14 protein-coding genes and 1 riboswitch are annotated in these 14,432 nt (G+C 40.0%); of the genes, 11 read left to right on the forward strand and 3 right to left on the reverse strand.

Features of this window, described 5'->3' with window-relative positions:
• The first annotated feature begins 241 nt into the window (after positions 1-241).
• From H9647_RS26300 to H9647_RS09175, 3 genes are all read left to right on the forward strand, one after another.
• Complete coding sequence (locus tag H9647_RS26300) at positions 242-403, forward strand: DUF308 domain-containing protein (protein WP_404822617.1); 162 nt, start codon at positions 242-244, stop codon at positions 401-403.
• Between the two features lie 93 nt (positions 404-496).
• Positions 497-1,258: a hypothetical protein gene (locus tag H9647_RS09170; protein WP_191799480.1), complete on the forward strand. Its 762-nt coding sequence runs from the start codon at positions 497-499 to the stop codon at positions 1,256-1,258.
• A gap of 188 nt (positions 1,259-1,446) precedes the next feature.
• Entirely contained in the window at positions 1,447-2,454 is a 1,008-nt protein-coding gene (locus H9647_RS09175) for a TolB-like translocation protein (protein WP_191799481.1), read from the forward strand.
• 185 nt (positions 2,455-2,639) lie between these two features.
• Here the strand turns inward: H9647_RS09175 and H9647_RS09180 are convergent, their stop codons facing one another.
• The 3 genes from H9647_RS09180 to H9647_RS09190 form a co-directional block, all read right to left on the reverse strand.
• Positions 2,640-3,332, reverse strand: a complete 693-nt coding sequence (locus H9647_RS09180; RefSeq protein WP_318245283.1) for a 4'-phosphopantetheinyl transferase family protein — start codon at positions 3,330-3,332, stop codon at positions 2,640-2,642.
• Between the two features lie 10 nt (positions 3,333-3,342).
• Positions 3,343-4,839 (reverse strand): amidase, encoded by a 1,497-nt coding sequence (locus tag H9647_RS09185; RefSeq protein WP_191799482.1) that lies wholly within the window; start codon positions 4,837-4,839, stop codon positions 3,343-3,345.
• A gap of 104 nt (positions 4,840-4,943) precedes the next feature.
• The gene (locus H9647_RS09190) at positions 4,944-5,894 is read right to left on the reverse strand and encodes a DMT family transporter (RefSeq protein WP_191799817.1); all 951 of its coding nucleotides are present in this window, start codon (positions 5,892-5,894) and stop codon (positions 4,944-4,946) included.
• A 133-nt stretch (positions 5,895-6,027) separates the two neighbouring features.
• A riboswitch (FMN riboswitch) is annotated at positions 6,028-6,172 on the reverse strand.
• A 435-nt stretch (positions 6,173-6,607) separates the two neighbouring features.
• On the opposite strand from H9647_RS09190, the gene H9647_RS09195 reads away from it, so the two are divergent.
• The 8 genes from H9647_RS09195 to gerQ all read left to right on the forward strand — a co-directional run bounded on the left by H9647_RS09195 (position 6,608) and on the right by gerQ (position 14,321).
• Complete coding sequence (locus H9647_RS09195) at positions 6,608-7,996, forward strand: amino acid permease (protein ID WP_191799483.1); 1,389 nt, start codon at positions 6,608-6,610, stop codon at positions 7,994-7,996.
• A 308-nt stretch (positions 7,997-8,304) separates the two neighbouring features.
• Positions 8,305-9,528: a WD40/YVTN/BNR-like repeat-containing protein gene (locus H9647_RS09200; RefSeq protein WP_191799484.1), complete on the forward strand. Its 1,224-nt coding sequence runs from the start codon at positions 8,305-8,307 to the stop codon at positions 9,526-9,528.
• Between the two features lie 115 nt (positions 9,529-9,643).
• Positions 9,644-10,042, forward strand: coding sequence for a DUF2500 domain-containing protein (locus tag H9647_RS09205; protein WP_191799485.1), 399 nt, complete (start codon positions 9,644-9,646; stop codon positions 10,040-10,042).
• A gap of 180 nt (positions 10,043-10,222) precedes the next feature.
• A complete protein-coding gene (locus tag H9647_RS09210; protein WP_191799486.1) occupies positions 10,223-10,972 on the forward strand; it encodes an SDR family NAD(P)-dependent oxidoreductase in 750 nt (249 codons plus the stop codon).
• Positions 10,973-11,106: 134 nt separating this feature from the next.
• Positions 11,107-12,876 (forward strand): hypothetical protein, encoded by a 1,770-nt coding sequence (locus H9647_RS09215; protein ID WP_191799487.1) that lies wholly within the window; start codon positions 11,107-11,109, stop codon positions 12,874-12,876.
• A gap of 153 nt (positions 12,877-13,029) precedes the next feature.
• Entirely contained in the window at positions 13,030-13,230 is a 201-nt protein-coding gene (locus tag H9647_RS09220) for a hypothetical protein (protein WP_191799488.1), read from the forward strand.
• A gap of 164 nt (positions 13,231-13,394) precedes the next feature.
• The gene (locus tag H9647_RS09225) at positions 13,395-13,817 is read left to right on the forward strand and encodes a cell wall hydrolase (protein WP_225229199.1); all 423 of its coding nucleotides are present in this window, start codon (positions 13,395-13,397) and stop codon (positions 13,815-13,817) included.
• Between the two features lie 42 nt (positions 13,818-13,859).
• Positions 13,860-14,321 (forward strand): spore coat protein GerQ, encoded by a 462-nt coding sequence (gene gerQ, locus H9647_RS09230; RefSeq protein ID WP_318245290.1) that lies wholly within the window; start codon positions 13,860-13,862, stop codon positions 14,319-14,321.
• Positions 14,322-14,432 lie beyond the last annotated feature (111 nt).

Here is a 14,432-nt window from a genome sequence, read left to right on the forward strand (position 1 = left end):
CTCTATTCTACACGAATCAGGCCATGGGCCATTTTTATTTTTTGAGCAAGGTGTCGCACTTCATATTACAATCTGTCGTTCAAAAAGGTTTCAGGCAATTTCAAAAGTGATTTTCCTTTAATTTCGGAGGGGAAATTATATACCTATTTACAAGCAAGGAGGAACTATAGCGCTGAGGTTAGAGGGGGAGAGTTTTCATTAAGGAAACATTGAAGGGGGATAAGGAGAGATAGCGGGCTTTATTGTAGGAACAAGTTTAGCGGTAATTATATTGGTTACGGGAATCGTGGGTCTGCTGATCAGTAAGCAAAAGAGAAAGAAGAACAAATGGGCGTGGTGGTTCATCTTGTTTGGATGCTGTGCAATCATAAGTGCATTTATAAACGCAGGTGGTTTAACTTAATCGTTCCAACTTAGAAATAATTCCATTATTTTGAAAATAATTTCCCTTGTATTATACTAAGATGTAAAGGTGACTTTATTGGGAGGTTTAATAATGAAAAAAATATTCAAAATAATCTTAGCTTTCACATTAGTTTCTCCTGTTTTTCAATTCAGTCAATACTTTAGCAATGAAGCCAAAGCACAAATGGTAACAGATAATAACTTTTCCTATTTCATAACGAAAGAAAAGCCTAGCAAAAAAGAAACAAAAAACAAGATTGTATTTGAACAGGATAACGTAAGTGTAATAGCTACTAAGAAAAAGTCAGCTACTCCTCCATCTGACACCCTGATAGATTCTGTAGAGATCATAAATGGGACTCAAAACTATACTATAAATTTCACAGATGAGTTTGATACCATTAATTCAATCTCCATATCCCCAACCAAAAAATTTCTTGCGCTACAAGCAGGGAATCTTAGCTACAACAGTTTATATGTCGTTAATCTCACAAATGGCTCTTACAAACTGATTAATAGTATTGTGAAAAGTTCGAAAGCAGTTGAAACAGTGACTGCCTACCAATGGTCTCCTAATGGTCAAAAACTTGCCTTTTCGTATGGAGATCCCTCATTAAGTAGAATAGCAATATATAATGTGTTTTATAATACCTTTACTTATGTACCAAGAGAAATAAGAACGATTTCTACTGCATTTATACTTTGGGATAAAAAAGGATTATTTATTGATTATGCAAGTGAATACCCTTCTGACCAATTTAAGTTATATAGATATTCTTTCGACACGAAAAAAAATAAAGTTATAAAAAAACTAAATGCTAAAGAACTGGCACAAAAGAATACATTAAATTAATAACTAAATAAAAAGCAAGCTAAGGAAATGGGGCGCAAAATAACTATTTCTCAAAGCTTGCTTTTTGCTTAAAAAACTGTTGTTTAAGCATTAAAAGTAATATACTATATTTATATGAAAAAAATTACATAGAAAAGAGTGTCTGCGATGAATTTAGGAAAATGTGTTAGTTCTAGGCTAAGTACCTTATGAAAAATAAATTGTTTTTAGCAAAAGGTTTACTACTTACTTTAGTTTTTATACTTTTACTAGTTGGCTGTAATAACAAAAATGGTCTTATAGAACAGAATGATGATTATATCTCAATAACACGTACGACATATATTCAGCCTGATACAGATGAAATGACAACCTCCATCTACCAATACACTCCTAAAACAAAAGAACTAGCAGAAATATTTAATTTCCCATATACAGCACAGTATCCACTAGGCGTTTTCAGTTCTAATGATAAAGTTGTTTATTATACTAAGACCGATGATAACAAGCATGATCAAATATTTAGTTATAATATAGAGACAAAAGAAGAAACGAAGTTAACAACCAATTTACGTGCTGTGAATCAAATCATACCTACTAAGGAAAAAGTCTTTTTTATTGCTTCTTCAAACAGGGTATTACGTTTAGGAATGTTGGATAAACAGAGCGGTGTTATTTCATACTGGGGAGATGAAGATACCAACGTTGAAACGATAACCATAAATCCAGATACAGAAAAAATATATATTTCTGCTTTTTCTTATAGTCAAGATCGGGAGGTTATCGAAAAACAGTTTGTCTCCGATGAAAATAAATATTCTATGCCTTTGTTTTCTATCTATGAAACCGATTTTAAATTTACGGATACACAGCAGCTCTTTTCAGAGCATGCTTGGATAAGAATTCTGATGGTAAATAGGATAGATAATAAGATAATTGCTATTTATGACAAAGAATATAATTCAGAAGAAAAATCTAAAGCTGTATCCATCAATGCTAGTTCACATGAGTTAGAAGAGTTCATATTACCACCTGAAAGAATGCAAGTAGACGGAGCAAGTTTTTCAGTTGATGGAAAAGGTCTATATGTTACATCGGTTTTAAATGATAAAAGAGGTATCTATTATTATGATTTCGAATCTAAAGAATACACGCCAGTTTTTATATCTGAGGATGGATTTATTAATAATTTTCAATTGATTTTAAGTGATCAGTAACAGATATCGTTAAACATAGCTGTGAGACGAAATAAGGAGACTGGTATAGTACACCAATATCAACACATACGTAGACGTATACATAAACGTAAACAACGTATGTGTAATTTAAATAGGCGTAGTGCAGGGGTTAAGCTCCTTGCACTACGCCTATCTTTTTAATCATGCTGATGCGCTTACTATTTTTAAATAATTGAAATCAGTTTATCCCAACGAACAGTTTCAACTTGTTCGGGAAAGTTTGACTCGCGCCCACATACGGCAAGAGCATACCCGGGGTCAATCCTATATTGCTTAAAATACCAGCTGGTATCTGGTTTACCCGAACGATAGAACTCTACTTTATGATGCTCCTGAAATTCAAATGAGAATGAATCAAGCGGAATCGAGAGCCCTGCACCTTCTGCTTTAATATAACTTTCTTTTAGCGTCCACAGATCGTAAAAAAGAGATTGCTGTTGTTCCTCGTATTGTTCTCGAAGCAGGCTGACTTCAGCAGGTGAAAAGAAGCGCTCTGCAATAGAGATCTCTATGGGATTAGCGGTAGTCTCAATATCGATACCAACCGGCTGGTTATCAAAAGCAGCTACGACCCAATCTCCAGAATGAGAGATGTTATAGTGACATGAACGATACTCTGCAAGTTCCGGTTTCCCATAGGCATTATACGTTTTGATAAGAGAAGAGGGGGAAATTCCCCACTGTTCTAAAGCATATGCTTGCAGAAGGAGTTCACCGCAAAGGGTGCGCAGCTGATCTTCAGGTTGACGAAACTTCTGAATCTTTGCTTGCATCTGAGAGTTCATTAAGGGTATGATACGCATCCAGTCTTTACCCGAATCTAATATTGGACAGAGATGCACAGACCAGATATCCATTTGTCACTTCCTATTCATTTTTCAACATGGGATTGTCCATGAGATCAACCCAAAGCGATGAATTTTCAAGTAAGGAAGCTAAGGTAAATAACTCATTCTCGTGCCCCTTGGCAGCCATCACCTGAACACCAACGGGAAGTCCTGACTCTGTCAGATGGATAGGGAGACTCATCGCTGGATTACCTGTAAGATTAGCTAATTGTGTAAACGGAGTATAGGTCAAGCTTGGAAGGAACATTTCATATATAAGTTCCTGTTGTTTAGTTTTTGATAAATCGCTCACGGAAAGCAAGTGCTGGATCTGTTCAGGTCCGGGCGTAAGTTCCCCCACAAGCGGTGCTGGATAGGCATTAGTTGGTGTAATGTAAAAATCGTAACGATCATAAATCGTACTCATCTGAGCAGCAGCTACATCCCATTCCGCTAAACTGTGCACAAATTCGGCAGCAGATAACTTACGGCCTGCTTCAAGCAGAACCCAACCTTCGATTTCGATATCTTCCGCAGTAATGGATCTGCCAAGCCCACGTTCCATTCCGAGAACCATAGCTGCCATTTCACCGCTGTTCATCATGTAATAGTTCTCCATCAGACGGACACCATTTACAGGGCTCAGTTTTTCTTCTACTGCATGTCCTTCGGATTCTAAGAAACGAACCAGTTTGTGTACCGCTTCTATAGCATCTTCACTCACGGGTGTACCAACAGGTGAAGTGGTAGTATATGCAATTCGGTATTTACGTTTAAGCGGCCCATACATATCTTCGAGATAACGTCCCGGATAAAGCGGTACTTGAAAAGCAGCTTCATTCTGAATCACTTGGAGTACATCGAGAAGAGCCGCACTGTCTCTGACCGTCTTTGATAAAGCAAAATCAATGGAAGCTCCTTGCCATTGTCTACCGACGCCAGGGCCAACTGGTGTACGTCCTCGAGTCGGTTTAAGTCCGAAGAGTCCACTAAATGATGCAGGGATACGAATGGATCCTCCGCCATCACTAGCTCCTGCGATCGGAACCATTCCAGACGCAACGGCCGCTGCGGAACCTCCGCTAGAACCGCCAGGGGAGTGCATGATGTTCCATGGATTCCGAGCGGGTCCATGCAGCTTTGGTTCGGTAATATTTTTGAGGCCAAATTCCGGTGTATTGGTATGCCCGATCGGAATAAAGCCAGCTTTTCTTAACTTGGCAACGAAATGAGAATCATATAAAGGCTTATGCTCTTTAAACAGCTTAGAACCAGAGGTGAGAGGTTCACCGGCAATGGCTTGAGAAATATCTTTTAACAAAATAGGAACGCCTGCAAAAGGCTGCTCCATAATGCTTACCTGTTCAGCTTCTTTCAAAGCTTGTTCATATCTTGTATGTACTACGGCATTTACTTTTGTATTTTGCTTTTCTACTTGCTCTATAGCAGCTTGAACTAACTCGGCAGGTGAAGTTTCCCGGTCTCTGATGAGCTGAGCAAGTCCTACGGCATCATAGGTAGTGTACTTGTTTTTCATGTCAATCATCCTTTCTGCTTATGATTCTAACATAAGCAAGAGCATTGTCGTTATCTCTTACATAAAAAGCCATGTCTAAAAGACATGGCAGGATCGAACCTTTATTAGTTTATAGAAAGTTGGTTCTGATTCGTCTGTTGCTGGCGCGTTAGGATAAAGAGAACGGACCATATAAAGATAAAACCTACGAGCTGGGCTAGTGTAATCATTTCACCAAAAGCAAGCCAGTTTACAATGATACCTGTCATCGGAAAACTGAGTTCGGCGAGTGTAGCCATCGATGCTTTCGTTGATGATAAACCTTTATAGTACAGAAGCAGACTTAGAAGTCCTGGCAGCAAAGCTTGCGCTAGAAGATTTATAATAATACTGGTAAGTGCAGGACCCGCTTGAGGAAGGTTGGTTACCCCACCTTCGATCCATGTCATACCAACAAGTAAAGGAATTGCGAATACATACCGGATTGAAGTAACGGTACTATACTGGATCTGACCAAGGAGCAGACGGCCCATCACTGTAGATCCGCCCCATAGAGCAGCTGCTAAGAGTGACAAAAGACTGCCGATTTTGAGCCATTCGGTTCCTCCGCCAAAGGGTAAGTGAAATCCAAAGGTAAGGAGATACGTACCAATGATCGCAACGATAAACAATGCACCGAATTTTTGCGGCAATGTTTCTTTTAAAATCAATTTTGCTAAAAGAATAGCAAAGATAGGTTGCATTTTTTGCAGCAAGATTACTGCATTTAAGTCACCGTTTGTCAGCGCCATCGTGAAGATAACAGACGCAAGCGCAGATCCACCCCATGAAATAAATAACATGGCAAGGTAGTGCTTAAGCTTCAAGTGTTTCAATTCGTGACGATTTTTCCAAAGGATTGGACCGGCGACAAGACATACGAGTAAATGTTCTACCAGAACAACTTGCATCGAAGTCAGATGTTCTAACAAGTTGATACGAAACAGGGGACTTATTCCCCATAAAGCTGCCCCAAGGGCAACCAGCCAAAAACCAGTCGAACTTGAATTTCTTTTTGCGTGGGTAGTGTTTTCCATCATCAAACTCCTCCATCGAAATTTGAAAATGGTATCTTCAGTTAACAAAACCCCTATCATTTCAGCATTTGCACGCCAAAAACAATAGGGGTTGATCAAACAAACATGCGAAATAACACGGCACGTTGCGATATTTGATCTTCTCTCATCCGGACTGTACCGTCGGCCTTGGAATTACACCAAGTCAGTCAATCTTCTATAGTAAGAAAATTGAGTCGCGGGCTTCGCTTAAAAGCGTCACCGCCGGTTGGGAATTTCACCCTACCCCGAAGATCCATTATTCAATTAGTTGATATATTTTAGTAAGTAAATGAGTTGTTGTAACTCTGTAGGTGTTATCATAATACAGGAAGCGCTATCACAGCAAGTGTTTTTTTATAGACGCTTATTTTTACTAATACCTACTATTGAAATAACTTAGATGCTTATCAAATCGGTGCGTATAATCAGCTTACATCATCCTGAATTTCATTGTACACAGGAATTGATAATTTTGTGCATTGATATGTACCTTTTAATAGGCCTATATAGGGTCTTTTTTATGCCGAAAATAGCGTAATACTAGTGGAAATGGGAGATTGAGTAAGTGAAGTATGATAATTTGATTAATCCTTTAAATATTCATTGACAGAGTCAATCCATATTTAGATAATAAAACAGCATTGCTATGAAACTACAGAATAGTAGGGCAACTTACATCTAGGAGTGACTTTATGGATTTATTACGTAAGAAACATTTTGATCCAAATCAAAAAACGGATAACAATCTAAAGAAAACGCTGGGCCCTTTTGATCTGACCGTCCTTGGAATAGGGGCGATTATCGGAACGGGTGTCTTTGTCGTTACTGGGACTGCTGCCGCAGATAATGCCGGTCCGGCACTCGTTATTTCATTTGTTGTTGCTGCCCTGGTATGTATTCTAGCAGCACTTTGTTATTCTGAACTAGCTTCTACGGTAACGATATCCGGCAGTGCCTATGCATACAGTTACGCCGCTTTTGGTGAAGTATTTGGCTGGTTAATGGGGTGGGCTCTTGTACTCGAGTACGGCTTAGCAGCTGCTTCTGTTGCGAGTGGGTGGTCTGCCTATGTGCAAGGACTATTAGCTGGTTTTAATATCCATTTGCCTGCTGCATTGTCTGGAGCATTTAATGCTGCCTCAGGACAAATTGTGGATTTACCGGCTGTTATTATTATTTTGCTGATTTGTTTACTATTAACGAGAGGTGCGAAAGAAACGGCTAGATTTAATGCGTTTATGGTGTTTGTTAAAATTGCTGTCATTCTCATCTTTGTGGTCGTAGGAGCTTTTTACGTGAAACCGGATAACTGGACACCGTTTATTCCATTCGGATATTCAGGGATTCTGAGCGGTGCTGCACTTGTGTTTTTTGCCTATATTGGTTTCGATGCAGTAGCAACCGCAGCTGAAGAGGTTAAAAACCCACAGCGAGATCTGCCAATCGGTATTATAGCTTCTCTTTTAGTGTGTACGATACTCTATGTCATTGTTGTTGTAGTCCTGACAGGCATGGTACCTTATACTGAACTCAGTGTAGCTGATCCGGTAGCTTTTGCACTGCGGTTCGTTGAGCAAGATTTTGCAGCAGGACTCATATCTCTTGGGGCTATTGCTGGGATTACAACCGTTTTACTTGTGCTTTTATACAGTCAAACAAGACTTTTATTCGCGATTTCTCGTGATGGGCTGCTTCCTAAATTCTTGTCAAAAGTAGATGAAAAGAGTCAGACTCCCGTTCGAAGTACATGGATGGTTGGGTTGGTAATCGCCTTGTTATGCGGATTCCTTCCACTTGATAAACTGGCAAGTCTGACAAATATGGGTGCATTATTCGCTTTTGCTATCGTATCTCTAGGGGTAATCGGATTACGTAAAGCAAGACCGGATCTTAAGCGAGGTTTTACGGTTCCCTGGGTTCCATTCCTTCCTTTGTTAAGTGCTGGCTGTTGTTTTTTACTCATGTTCCAATTAGACATTTGGACTTGGATGGGATTCATTCTTTGGATGATCGTAGGACTTCTTATTTATTTATTCTACGGATACTCGCATAGTGAGCTTGGTAAAGAAGATCCTAAATAAACCATTTTTTCTAGATAAAATATAATACTGATTTTAAGAACTTTCGGCTAGTTGCCGGAAGTTTTTTTATTTATCACAGACGAATCAATTTCATAATACCTTTAGTTGCTTTAATCAGGAGGATATATAGATCATAATGGCTCTATATATCTATATATAGTTACAAATTTATCGTTTTAATGAGTTAGACAAGTAACAGTTTTGACTCTCATTCAAAACAAATTATGCTATAATGACTAACTTAGAGAAAACGCTATGGTAGAAAAGGTGATAACATGCATAGAGCAATAGTATGGTCATTAGCATGTATGTTTATATTACTGCTTGCAGCCTGCAGTTCTAAAGAGTCAGAACAAGTGCAGCCGATCATGAAAGAAGAGCCTGTAGAGACAGGACAAACCCTTACATTAGTAGAACCAGAATATTATGAAGTACCGGATAGTAATAAATATCAAATTCAAACCAGATTGACTGATTTTCAATTAATCCATGGTTATGGTGGTCTTGCTTGGGGCGTTACTCGTAATGAATTAAGACTTTATTATACGCGAGATAACGGAGAAACCTGGGTTAATATTTCACCATCAGCCAATGTGAAATTTTCATCTAACCCCGTTTACGGAAAAGACATTTTCTTTTTAGATGGAGAACATGGATGGATTGTTCGTTCGGGAACGGATGGAACCAATAATGTTGTTCTTCGTACAGAGGATAGCGGGGAGAGCTGGAAGATCGCCTCTCTCGAAGAATCGGAAGCAGTGACAGCCCTTCATTTTAATTCCAGTACACATGGTTATCTCATGACAAGTGAGAGTGTGGGAACATTAAAAGAACAAAAAACATTATATACGACGACAGATGGCGGAGTTAACTGGACCCAGACATCAACAAATATTCCAATTCAAGCTACAAATGATGCGATTTCATTGCAAGGTTATACGATGGGCATGATGTTCACAGACATGGGGAAAGGTTTTGTACCTGTACTAGAGCTGGGAACACCAAAAATGTACGTAACTAAAGATGACGGTGAAACTTGGAGCGTGGATAAGTCATTTTTTAATCGTACTTCATCACTACATACGGATTGCTCTTCGTTTACAATTGGTGAAATGGAGTCATTAAGCGTAAATCATCATAAACTTTACTTACCGCTAGGGTGTTCTGAAGGAGACCAGGTTAAGTACAGCGGATTGTTCACAGATGACAGCGGCGATACATGGAATCATGTTCAATTTGAGTTGCCTGCAGAAGTCGTGACAGATAAACGGTTATATCCTACTTTTGTTTCTGATCATATAGGATGGATGTTACTAGGGAAAACGGTATACCAGACCGCAGATCAAGGAAAGACTTGGACTAAACTTGCAGAGAGCAAGAATCTGTCTGATTTACTGGATAAATACCCTGAGGTTGTGAAAATGCAGTTCGTTACGACAAAAGTCGGATGGATCTTACTTGAAAATGCAATTGAGAAGAAATCAATATTGATGCAAACGACGGATGGTGGATTGAACTGGGAAGTGTTATAACAAAATACTTTTGAACTATTCTGCAAAAGAGATGACAAGTTCTTTTCCATAGTGGCATATACTTGAAGAGAATGACGGTTTGTCAAAAGCCAGAACTTGGACGGGAGGAGACGGCATGGGATTTGAATCTTTCTGGATGTTTGATTTTTTCGGAACGGTATTCCCTGTAGTGTTTGTCGTGATTCTCGGTATCATTGCTATTTCCATTGGAAAAGAAGCACTTCAGTGGGGTAAAAACAAAAAACAGCCTGTCCTCACGGTGCAATCTCGAATTACAGGTAGACGTATTTCTGTACAGCAGCAGACGAATCAGAGTGAAGGCAACCATACGAGAACAATGTATTATGTCACGTTTGAAGTAGAGAGTGGCGATCGATTGGAATTTAAAGTCGCCGGTACAGAGTATGGTCTATGTTCTGAAGGAGATGAAGGAAGACTCACTTTTCAGGGAACGCGTTACATAGGCTTTGAACGTCTTGCTAAAGTATATGCGGAGCCGGTTCACGGGTCTTAGGGAAAGATACGGGGCTGATGCATGAGTGAAGTTTTTCGTTCAATCTCTTGCCATAATAATGTATAGGTCGTCCCTGACAAGGGCGGCTTTTTTTGATGTTTATTCAAAATGAATAGAGTAACTAAGTAGAACTAGGGTAATGAGTAGGAAAGGAATTCAAAAGGGAAGGGTGATGAGAAAATGAGATTTGAAAATAGGGTAGTGATCGTAACGGGAGCTGGTAGCGGGATTGGTAAAGAAGTGGCAGGTGCTTATGCAATGCAAGGAGCAAAAGTCGTCCTTGCGGATCGCCATGAGGAGAAGGGAGCAGCGGCGGCGGCATCATTACGTCAAGATGGATACGAGGCGATGTTTGTCCACTGTGACGTTAGGTCGGAAGAAGCAATTTTAGCATTAATGGAAGCTACTGTAACTGAATATGGGCAGATTGATGTTCTAATTAATAATGCAGGATACGGGATTTGGAAATCACCTTATGAACTAACTGTAGATGAATGGGATGATGTGATGAACACAAATGTCCGTAGCTGTTTTCTTGGGACAAGGATCGCAGCAAAATACATGAAAAACAACAAAAATGGTGGCTCTGTAGTCAATATTTCTTCTACCCGGGCTACCATGTCAGAGCCAAATTCAGAAGCTTATGCGGCTTCTAAGGGAGCTATTATTTCGCTTAGCCATGCGATGGCTCTATCCTTGTCAGCTGAACACATCCGGGTCAATAGTATCAGTCCGGGATGGATTGAGACTGGTGAATATGAACAACTGCGCCCAGAGGATCATACACAACATCCGAGCGGAAGAGTGGGAAAACCTTCAGATATCGCACGTGCCTGCTTATATTTGACCGATCCTGAGAACGATTTTATAACAGCAGAGAATCTAGTTATCGATGGTGGAATGTCACGAAAAATGATATATCAGCCCTAATCTAGGACTCGTATCATAATTGTATAATATTTCAAGCTGAGCCCAACATGAGCACGAGGGCTCATTTTTTTTGCTCTCTCTCACTGCTATAATAGCGTTGGCTTAAAAAAAGAGAAAAGAAGTGGAGGGAAGATATGTACGGGAAACTTTCCCGCATGCTCTTGTGGGTTGTACTTCTTGCTAGTGTAATGTGTTTGACAGCTTTCGATACCTCAAAAGAAACTACTCGGGCAATGTGGCTTTGGCAAGCTGAATCTATTCAAGATGGCGGCCAAGATATATTAGATTACGCGGATAATCATCGGATTAATCATATTTATTTACGAATTGATATGGAGCAACCTGCCGCAGTATACCAACGCTTTATCCTTCGTGCGCATGAGAATGGAATAAAAGTGGATGCGCTGGGAGGTCACCCAAAGTGGGCTGCGGAAGGCGGAGATGTTCCGTTATTGCGTTTTGCTAACTGGGTTGTTGACTTTAATAGAGACTCAGAAGAAAATGAGAAGTTTAGTGGAATTCATCTGGACATAGAGCCCTATGTTCTAGGGGAGTGGGAGATAGATAGCGATGAGGTCACTCGGTCTTATCTTGCGAATATTGAAAAGTTCCTGTCTGTCATTGAGCAAGAACCTAGCCTGGATTCAGCTATAGATCTTCCTTTTTGGTATGATCACTACTATAATCCAGAATCAAAGGAACCGCTGATTCAGTGGTTCATGAGTAGGTTTGATCAAATCGCTTTAATGGCTTATCGTGATAAAGCGAGTGGAGTGGGCGGCATCCTTCAAGTTATTCAAGAAGAGATGGAATGGTCAAGCAATTATTCTGCAAAGATCATTGTTGGAGTTAATGCGAAACCAATGCCGGGAGAAGAATTCACCTCATTTGCTGGGAAGACGAAAGAGAAGATGGAAGAAGCTCTCCAGGAAGTGACATCATCCTTTGCAGGCTATTCAAGTTTTGCCGGTGTTGCCATTCATGATTATGTATATTGGAGTCAAATGACTCAAGATACAGTGAATCCAGAGCCGACACCAGATCCAGAACCAACGCCGGACCCAGAACCTACACCAGAACCATCACCAGAACCAGAGCTTCCGGCTGACTCCATTCGCGGAACTTATATATGGAAAGCAGAACAGATAATTAATGAAAGTGAACGAGTGCTCGAGTTCTTGCAAGAGAAAAAGGTGAATTTTCTATATGTAAGACTTGATCTTGACCAGCCTTATGCGCTGTATCGCAATTTTGTGGGTCAAGCTGCAGCAATGGGAATTGAAGTTCATGCGATGGGCGGTCATCCAAGTTGGGGACTTGAAGAAAACAGATCACGTTTAACGAGGCTCATTAATTATGTGAAACAATATAACCTACGTGCAGCAGAGGAAGAAAAATTCCATGGCATTCACTTAGATATTGAGCCTTATACTAACTCGGAATGGGATAATAACCGAGAACGTGTGCTTAAAGAGTGGGCATCTAATATGGAGTATTTCGCTCGTGAGACCAAAAAAGATTCCGATCTCAAAACAAGTGCTGATTTAGCTGTATGGCTCGATCGTCATGAGTTACCAGGAAAAAATATGAGTGTAACGGAATGGATGATTCGTACATTGGATCATATCTCACTTATGGCTTTCCGAGATACAGCAGAAGGATCTAACGGAATTGCAACCGTTGTTGCTCAAGAAATGGAAATTGCTGATCAATTAGGCAAGCCGCTGCTGATTTCGGTTGAAATGAAAGAAAGTCATGAAGGAAATCATATTACTTTTTATGAAGAAGGCGAAGCTTATATGGAATCAGAACTAGCGAAGTTGCCAGGTCTGCTTGCGGAACATAATGCTTATCAGGGATATGTAATTCATTCTTACGATTATTGGATTAATGCGAAACCTTAAAGAATTATTTAATAATCTCATATAGAGATGAGAAGAGCGGGCTAAAGAAACTTTTAGTTTGCTCTTTTTTCATACGTTCCTTTCCTTTCCGTTATATATTTCCAATTAGAGATTTGTTAAACTGGAAAAAAAGATATAATCTCGGAGGAGTCTATGTATCTGATTAACTTTATTGAAGGCAAGCATATGTTACATGCAGAGGATGAGCCTAGGACGAGTTTCGGTCCTCTATCTTCAGGTGAAGACACGTATGATCCGATCCTTGTAATAACTAGTGTCGTTGTCTTGCTTGTTTTTCTCGTTGTAGGTTATTATGTGTCTCGCTATTTTCGTAATCATCGCAATAAAAAATGAGTGAAAAATAAGAAGAATGTTGGGCTCTTGTGAAAAGAAACCCAAGATTCTTTTTTTATTTTAAAAAATAATTGAAATAAATTGTCACGATCTGGGCGAATGCACAATAAGATATAAAGTATAGCCATGAGAACACCTGAGTACAGGAAGGAGGAAGACTTCCATTGGCAGTGATTAAAGCGAATTCCGAAGATGTGAAATTACTGGCGAGACTTATGCGTGCGGAAGCGGAAGAAGACGGGGATACAGGGATGCTTCTTGTAGGAAATGTAGGGGTCAATCGCGTACTCGGAGGATGTTTGGATTTTCGTAATATCCGCTCTGTGAGTGATATGGTATTCCAGAATCCCGGGGGTTTTGAAGCAACCCAAAAGGGCTATTTCTATCAGGCGGCAAGGGAATCAGAGATCAGGCTCGCTCAGCGGGTCATTAACGGGGAAAAAATATGGCCGGCCAGTAACGCACTCTGGTTCTTTAGACCTTCAGGGGATTGTCCGCCGACTTGGTACAATCAAGCCAATACAGGGAGATACCGAGCACATTGTTTCTTTAGTCCTTCAGGAGAGGATTGTCCTGCTGTTTATTAGTTTTTTGAACAGAGTATCTATTTAAAATCAGGGAGGTTTTTAATTATGTTTAACCAGCCTTACCAACCGGTCACATATAAGATTGGAAATGGAGGACCTGGATATGATCCGAGAAATATGGGAATGCCTTCGATGCCAATGATGCCTATGATGCCAAATACAACCATTGTTCCTCCAGAAGTGAGCAGTGGGAGTGTGATGACTCCAGGGGGGGCCGTTATTCAACAGACTCTACCTTTTACCGAACAATCTTTCATCGAGAATATTCTTAGGTTGAATCTCGGAAAGATTGGAACTTTTTACGCCACTTATGAAGGAAACAGGGAGTGGAATGCAAAGATCTTTAAAGGAGTTCTGGAAGCAGCAGGACGTGATCATATTATCATAAGTGATCCAAATACGGGTCAACGTACGATTATTTTGATGGTGAACTTTGACTATGCTACGTTCGACGAGCCTTTGAATTATGAATATCCATATGCGCCGCCTAGTGCTCGGCGGTAAAACTTAGGTTTATGAACGTTGTGCTCATGAACCCTTACTAAAACACATAATGCAGTAATAAGCCGCTGGGGCTACACATCAAACTTTTTTGTGTACCCAGCGGTTTTTTAT

This window comes from Paenibacillus gallinarum, assembly GCF_014836635.1.
GTDB lineage: Bacteria > Bacillota > Bacilli > Paenibacillales > Paenibacillaceae > Paenibacillus > Paenibacillus gallinarum.

Coding starts and splice junctions, on each gene's coding strand:
- H9647_RS09205 (WP_191799485.1), top strand. CDS start 9,644: ATGGGATTTGAATCTTTCTGGATGTTTGATTTTTTCGGAACGGTATTC.
- H9647_RS09190 (WP_191799817.1), bottom strand. CDS start 5,894: ATGGAAAACACTACCCACGCAAAAAGAAATTCAAGTTCGACTGGTTTT.
- H9647_RS09175 (WP_191799481.1), top strand. CDS start 1,447: ATGAAAAATAAATTGTTTTTAGCAAAAGGTTTACTACTTACTTTAGTT.
- H9647_RS09210 (WP_191799486.1), top strand. CDS start 10,223: ATGAGATTTGAAAATAGGGTAGTGATCGTAACGGGAGCTGGTAGCGGG.
- H9647_RS09215 (WP_191799487.1), top strand. CDS start 11,107: ATGTACGGGAAACTTTCCCGCATGCTCTTGTGGGTTGTACTTCTTGCT.
- H9647_RS09185 (WP_191799482.1), bottom strand. CDS start 4,839: ATGAAAAACAAGTACACTACCTATGATGCCGTAGGACTTGCTCAGCTC.
- H9647_RS09220 (WP_191799488.1), top strand. CDS start 13,030: ATGTATCTGATTAACTTTATTGAAGGCAAGCATATGTTACATGCAGAG.
- H9647_RS09170 (WP_191799480.1), top strand. CDS start 497: ATGAAAAAAATATTCAAAATAATCTTAGCTTTCACATTAGTTTCTCCT.
- H9647_RS09195 (WP_191799483.1), top strand. CDS start 6,608: ATGGATTTATTACGTAAGAAACATTTTGATCCAAATCAAAAAACGGAT.
- H9647_RS09180 (WP_318245283.1), bottom strand. CDS start 3,332: ATGGATATCTGGTCTGTGCATCTCTGTCCAATATTAGATTCGGGTAAA.
- H9647_RS09200 (WP_191799484.1), top strand. CDS start 8,305: ATGTTTATATTACTGCTTGCAGCCTGCAGTTCTAAAGAGTCAGAACAA.